Below are 6,000 nucleotides of genomic sequence, written 5' to 3' on the forward strand. Positions count from 1 at the left end.
AGTCACGGCTGCCGCAGCGCCAGCGGGCATCAGGAAATCTGGCAGCTAATGACGTAGCAACGCTGCTCGAAGCGACGTTGGTCAAGTAAAGGCAGCGGGTCAGGCGCTTTCGGAGTTGGGGGAGAGCGCATTAACCGTGGCGCTTCGGTGGCTATAGTGGATTACTGGGAGGAGCAGCAGCGCGCGCAAGGCGCCGCCTTCCTTTATGGCTATTGACCATGTGCATGCGGCTTGGCGTATCCATATGTCCGCATGTAGCTGCCAATGCGGCGATCAAAGCTTCCCCTTTCTCTCCGGCACTAAGCTTCAGCAATTCATTGATCTCGGCCTCCATACGATCACCGGTTGCCCTAAAGGAAGATGAGCCGACGTTGAGGAAATGCCGTTCAGGCCGCCGGGTGATAGCATCGAATTCCGAAACCCAGCTCGGTACTCAAATTTCTTACGCGACCAGCCAAGTTCAGCTCCTATAGGGACTGCCGCTCAGCGGCCGGTAGCGACAACGGCGAATGGATCGGATGAGTAATCGGCCGAAAGCATGGGGAAAAAACGGTGGAACATTCCTCCGGCAAGCCGGTTAGGTGACGTCTGATTAGGGAGGACGTCCAATGTATCACCACGTGAAGAAGCTCATGTACACCGTTCGGGTTGACGAGCCTGATCCTAAGTTCGGCAACATGTTGCTTGAGCAATTCGGTGGCGCCAACGGCGAACTCGCGGCGGCCATGCAATACTCGATTCAGGGCCTGAACTGCGAGGACCCTGGACGCAAGGACCTCCTGATGGATATCGGGACAGAAGAGCTCAGTCACCTTGAGATTGTGGGCACCTTAGCAAGGATGCACCTGAGACCGTTGAAGTCGGTCAGAGAGGAGGCGGAAGCGGACCCGCTGATCGCCATTGCCGGCGGCGGCGGCGTAAATCTGTTCAATTCCATGGGAAATCCGTGGACGGCAGATTACCTCAAGATTACGGGTGAATTGGATGTGGATCTAAGAAGCAATATTGCTGCTGAAGCGCGCGCCAAGATCGTTTACGAGCGCTTGATCAATTTTTGCCGTGATCCCGGCACCAAGGATGCGCTGCAGTTCCTGATGACCCGAGAAATCACGCACATGCGTGCCTTTTCACTGGCTCTGGAAAGCATGGGCAAGCCATCTCTGAGCATTGGCAGTATTGCGCCGACCCCAGGCTTGGTTGATCAATTCTTCAATGATTCCACGGGTCAAGGTGATCTCGGTGAAGTCGATTCACGTGGTCCATGGAATGAAGGAGAATCTTGGGAGTTTGTAGAGGCGCCGGCCTTTAAAGATCTCAGGGGAGCGGAGAACACAGGACCAGCCATCCGCGCCCAGAGTGCCCCTTCGGAAGGACTAGAGGCGGTTCAAGGTCTGCTTGTTGACGAGCTCCGCGACCTGCTGCATGCCGAAAAGCAGCTATTAAAGGCGTTGCCGAAGATGCAGAAAGCTGCTCACTCGAGGCAACTCCAAACGCTGTTGCAGCACCATTTCAACGAGACAGAAGAGCAGGTGGAACGCCTAAACGAAAGTCTCCGCATTCTTGGTTCAGCAGCTCACGCCAAGCCCTGCAAGGGTATGGCGGGCTTGATAGAGGAAGGCGAGGAAGTGATTGCGGAAGGCAAGAAAAAGGAGGACGCTGCCGCAGATCTGGCCTTGATCGGAGCAGCATTGCGGGTTGAGCACTACGAAATCGCCGCCTACACCAATGCTCGCAATTTGGCACTGCAGCTTGAGCAGCCGGTGATAGCCCGGTTATTGACCCTGTCGCTGGGCGAGGAGCAGAATGCAGGACAGTTGCTGGACCAGGTTGCTCAGCCTTTAATGTCGGCGGCAAGAATGCCTCGCAACGTCATCTTGGATAAATAAAAGAGGTGGCTTCCATCGTTTCAAGCGCATCGGCGGATTCTCCGGGACGAAAACCCTACGAAAACCGACCGTGGCATCTGGCCACGGCCACACGTGCCTCTTGCAGGTAACCGACCACCGCGCTCATCAGGACAGAAGAGTTTAACACTGATAAGCCCCTTAATGCTGGAGGATCTCGGGCCGTCCTCGTGATAACAGAGCACTACAGTCCACGGCGCCGAGCCGGCAAGGCAGATAAGCGACCAGGATCCTGGGGAGAGGTTATCGGGGCCGCGGGCTTACCCGGGGTCGGAACGGCGCAGAGACGCTGATGCGGGCGGTAAGGTACCCACGTGATCCAAAAGACCCAAATGATCAAGATTCAGCTAGGTTCCGGTTCAGACGCGTGGGAGAAAGAACTTTGACCCGTTCTATCCAGACTTAATCCGATCGAAGCTGCTATTCGATCGGTTCGCGCGCAAGCTTCAGGGTGTCACTGCGCTCGTTGGCTGCTCACGACGGCGGATTAAGCCCTGGTCGCGCTTTTCGGCGGCGCTTCGGTGCGTGAGGCGACGCCCCTCCCGACAGCAGGCATCCCCGCCTCAAGGCAAGCCGCAATAAAGGCTTCGCGCGCCACTTCTGCGGGAACTGCCCGGCTGATCGCTCCACGGCATTTGTCGATTGCTCGATCATATCGCTCGCCATGACGCAAAGGCCATTCATTTTCGAGAAAATCCAGGGCGTCGAAGGCGCTATGAAATGTGCGTTCAAGTCCGCATTGCAGGTGGACTGCGACTGGAACTCGCCAAGGGACGTCATTGATAAACATGATCACTCCTCCTTTCGCGATATACCAATGCACGAAGATCCATGAGATCGCGGCCCTTTCGGAATCGGCAAGAAACGGGCGGAGCAACAAACTGCCGCGATCCCAAACCTCAAACAGTTACAGGTTGCGAATGTTCCGGTCTGGTATAGTACCGCACGCTTCCTAGCGACGACGCCGGGCGATTGCTCCAAACACGACTATCATCATTAGCAGCAGCCACGTTTCCCAGACTCACGGAGTTCTTCGTGACGTTCGGCTTCAAGTGCGGATTTCCTCCTCTGCCGTTGCTGTGCGAGAGGTGCTGGTAACCGATGTTCTGCCCCTACGTTGTCCTGTCCGCCTTGTTCTGTGACCCGGCATTCCATGGACGAGCGAAGGGAAGTTTCTTGGACGCTGCCGAATCATCCTTGCGAAGGATGAGGCGATACAACAGGCCACCGAGAGTGCAGACACGGAGATTGCTCCGGCTATTGCAATCTCCTCACATCACGGCACAGAGGGCGCAGGATCAATCACCGAACAAGCAACCCAAGCACTGCTGCGTTTGCCAGATCGATGAAGAATGCGGAGACGAGCGGCAGGATGATGAACGCGATGGTCGCTGCTCCGTGGATTTTAGTGACCGCCGTCATGTTGGCTATTGCCGTGGGGGTAGCTCCTAGCGAAATCCCGCAAAAGCCGGCGGAAATGACCGCCGCATTGTAGTTGCGCCCCATGGCCGGGAACACGACCAAGAGAAGGAACCACGATGAGACTTGAGAACAGGGTGGCAGTCGCTACGGGCACGGCTGTCCCCAAAGGCTTGAGCAAGACAATCCGACGATCGAATTCTGCCGTTTCCAAAGTCCACGCGAACCGGAGAACCGCCCGTGGCCAATCAGCATCATGTTTCTAACCCTCCCTGGAGTTGGGCTATACCCGCGTTCGGTGCTGGCCTACTGGTAGCGAAGCTCGTCGGCGTCGTTCAGCCTGACGCAGTCGCGTTCCTCGCGCTCGCCGCAGTGCTGCTCTTTGGAACGGTTTTTGCGGCCGTCCATCATGCCGAACTATTGGCGGTCAAACTCGGCGAGCCATTCGGCTCAATCTTGCTTGCCGTCGCGGTCACCATCATTGATGGTGGCTCTGATCGTGTCGATCATGCTCTCGGATGTTGAGGGTGGTGACGTGGTCGCTCGCGATACCGTGTTCGCGGCATTGATGATCGTGCTCAATGGAATTGTCGGCCTCTGTCTGGTCTTGGGCGGACGGCGGCATTTCCAGCAGACGTTTCAATTGAAGGGAGCCTCGTCGGCGTTGGCAGTGCTGGGCACTCTGGCAGTGCTTGCGCTGATCTTGCCAAATTACACCTTTATCGCAGGTCCCTCCTACTCGAACACACAGCTCATCGTCATCGGTGCCGCATCGTTTTGCCTGTGGACCGCCTTCATCTTCGTGCAAATTTTAGGCCCGTGACGTCGGAGTAGCCGGCCTTTTCGATCCGTTCCTTGGCCTGGCTTTCGGTAAAACTGTTGGCGCCTTCTAATGGAGCGGTAGGATTTGTGCTGTCGGGCGTCGCGACTGCCGGCGTGTTGCCCTCCAACGTCGGAGGCTTCGCGGTTTGCGCATGGGTAGCCAGAGCTGACGCGCCGAGTAGGGCGGCAGCCAAAATTATCATCTTCATGGGTGGTTTCCTCTCTTGCAGGATCGCACTGGCGATCCGTGACGTGAAACCGTGTGGATCGCTATTTGTTCCACGGCGAAACAACGGAACAAGAGGCGGGACTGCGGGTTTGCTTCCCGCTAAACAATGGAGGGGAGATACAATGGTAACGTGGTAGGCAAGGAGTCTGACCGCAAAGGGTCTGGTGGAGGACCTCATCCTCTCGAGCAGGCGATCGCAGCATACGATTCCTGCGTCGCACGCCTGGACGGCACGGCGCTAAGCGCCCAGATCGCAGCGTTCAAGCACATCACCTCTAGCATCTCCAACTTCTGAGGGATGGCGCGCGAACGCCGCGTCGAAGACGTTGGAGGCCATCAGGAAGGAGCCACCTATGCCAACATCGTTTTCCACCCGTTCCGTCAGCGTCTCCAGGCGCCTGGATCGGAACATCGAGGCCCTCCTAAGGCGGCGGCAGGAGGAGGCGAGACATGCTTCTCTTCAGGAGCGCGCCGCAGCTGAGATCACCCGCTTCGCAGGGTCGATGACTTTCGTCTACATCCACGCGATCGTCTTCGGCGCCTGGATTTTAGTCAACGTCGGGCTGCTGCCGGTCCTGCCAGCATTCGACCCATCCCTCGTGATCCTCGCGATGGTAGCATCCGTCGAGGCGATTTTCATCTCGACCTTTGTCATGATCAGCCAGAATCGGATGGCGGAGACAGACGACAAGCGCGCCGACTTGAATCTGCAGATCTCGCTGCTTGCGGAGCACGAGGCAACCCAGCTCCTTACGATCGTTTCCGCCATCGCCGAAAAGCTCGACGTCGATCTGGACCAGAAGGAGGAGATTGCGGAACTTCAGGAGGACGTGACGCCGGAGCAGGTGCTGGACACCATGGAGAAGATCTCGGCGAGCCCGTCGAAAGCTAGAGACGCGCGATCCCGGTCTATCTGACGACGATCTGTTTCTGCCCGAGCGTTGTTCCGGCGCCGCGCTACTCTACTTCAAACCCTATCGTACTTTGCTCAAGCCGATGGCGTCGCCGCAACCGGGGACGATGAGATTGGAGGGACCCGGCGCATTTTGCCAGACGACGTAACCCGCTAAGCAACGAATTGACCTTCCATGGCGTATGTCGCGAAGAAGCTAGCGCAGGGCGATAAGAGCACCTTCTACCGTGAACCCGCAAGTCAGCTTCGCGCTCTCTTGGAAGAAGTCGGCGTGACCCGGCCGGCCAGTCAACCGTCAAGGCGGGCTGATCTCCAGCTTTGCAACGAACTGGGACGAGTCCACCTCCCTTTACACAACCCAAGGCGCGAGACGGCGTAGGGCCGCCGTCCCGACGAGGTAGGATTGGCGTCTTCACTGCTAATCCCGGGGGGCCTTATGTGATTGGCTTTGCGAGATGTCATTCTGAGACCGTGTCTGACGATCGCCTCGCGTGTCTTCGACTTCCTTCTTCCGAACGCTGTCGTCGATCGTCTCGGTGCGATCGGAAGCCGTCTTGCGGATGCCAACCTCCTTCACAACGCCGGCCTCCTTCGAGACGACGGTTTCCTCGTGATGCTCTTCGGCCGAGATCGTACGATCCTGGAACGCGCGGTCGGCGTCCGTCAAAGGGCGATCGACGCCGCGGCGTTCACTCTCGACATTCTCATCCCGA

At 57.5% G+C, this 6,000-nt stretch carries 6 protein-coding genes and 2 pseudogenes; 4 read left to right on the forward strand and 4 right to left on the reverse strand.

Annotated features, from left to right (window positions below):
- Positions 1 to 608: 608 nt before the first annotated feature.
- Positions 609 to 1,886 carry a DUF892 family protein gene (locus tag ACPYOJ_RS07015; RefSeq protein ID WP_481415599.1) on the forward strand — a complete coding sequence of 426 codons (1,278 nt, stop codon included), beginning with the start codon at positions 609 to 611 and terminating at the stop codon, positions 1,884 to 1,886.
- Positions 1,887 to 2,391: 505 nt separating this feature from the next.
- Here the strand turns inward: ACPYOJ_RS07015 and ACPYOJ_RS07020 are convergent.
- Positions 2,392 to 2,694: a DUF982 domain-containing protein gene (locus ACPYOJ_RS07020; protein ID WP_481415600.1), complete on the reverse strand. Its 303-nt coding sequence runs from the start codon at positions 2,692 to 2,694 to the stop codon at positions 2,392 to 2,394.
- Positions 2,695 to 3,206: 512 nt separating this feature from the next.
- Positions 3,207 to 3,437: pseudogene (locus ACPYOJ_RS07025) on the reverse strand (sodium/glutamate symporter); the annotation flags it as partial.
- Between the two features lie 126 nt (positions 3,438 to 3,563).
- Here ACPYOJ_RS07025 and ACPYOJ_RS07030 point away from each other — a divergent pair.
- Positions 3,564 to 3,848 carry a hypothetical protein gene (locus tag ACPYOJ_RS07030; RefSeq protein WP_481415601.1) on the forward strand — a complete coding sequence of 95 codons (285 nt, stop codon included), beginning with the start codon at positions 3,564 to 3,566 and terminating at the stop codon, positions 3,846 to 3,848.
- Positions 3,832 to 4,146 carry a hypothetical protein gene (locus ACPYOJ_RS07035; protein ID WP_481415610.1) on the forward strand — a complete coding sequence of 105 codons (315 nt, stop codon included), beginning with the start codon at positions 3,832 to 3,834 and terminating at the stop codon, positions 4,144 to 4,146. The genes ACPYOJ_RS07030 and ACPYOJ_RS07035 overlap by 17 nt, the downstream gene beginning before the upstream one ends.
- On the opposite strand, the pseudogene ACPYOJ_RS07040 reads toward ACPYOJ_RS07035, so the two are convergent.
- Positions 4,133 to 4,354: pseudogene (locus ACPYOJ_RS07040) on the reverse strand (PepSY domain-containing protein); the annotation flags it as partial. The gene ACPYOJ_RS07035 and the pseudogene ACPYOJ_RS07040 overlap by 14 nt on opposite strands.
- Before the next feature lie 373 nt (positions 4,355 to 4,727).
- Between ACPYOJ_RS07040 and ACPYOJ_RS07045 the strand changes: the two are divergent.
- On the forward strand, positions 4,728 to 5,291 hold the full coding sequence (locus ACPYOJ_RS07045; RefSeq protein ID WP_481415602.1) for a DUF1003 domain-containing protein: 564 nt from the start codon (positions 4,728 to 4,730) through the stop codon (positions 5,289 to 5,291).
- 414 nt (positions 5,292 to 5,705) lie between these two features.
- Here ACPYOJ_RS07045 and ACPYOJ_RS07050 read toward each other — a convergent pair whose 3' ends face one another.
- Entirely contained in the window at positions 5,706 to 5,954 is a 249-nt protein-coding gene (locus tag ACPYOJ_RS07050) for a DUF2382 domain-containing protein (protein ID WP_481415611.1), read from the reverse strand.
- Between the last annotated feature and the right edge of the window lie 46 nt (positions 5,955 to 6,000).

It is taken from the genome of Rhizobium sp. SVR5-9E (genome assembly GCF_056755095.1).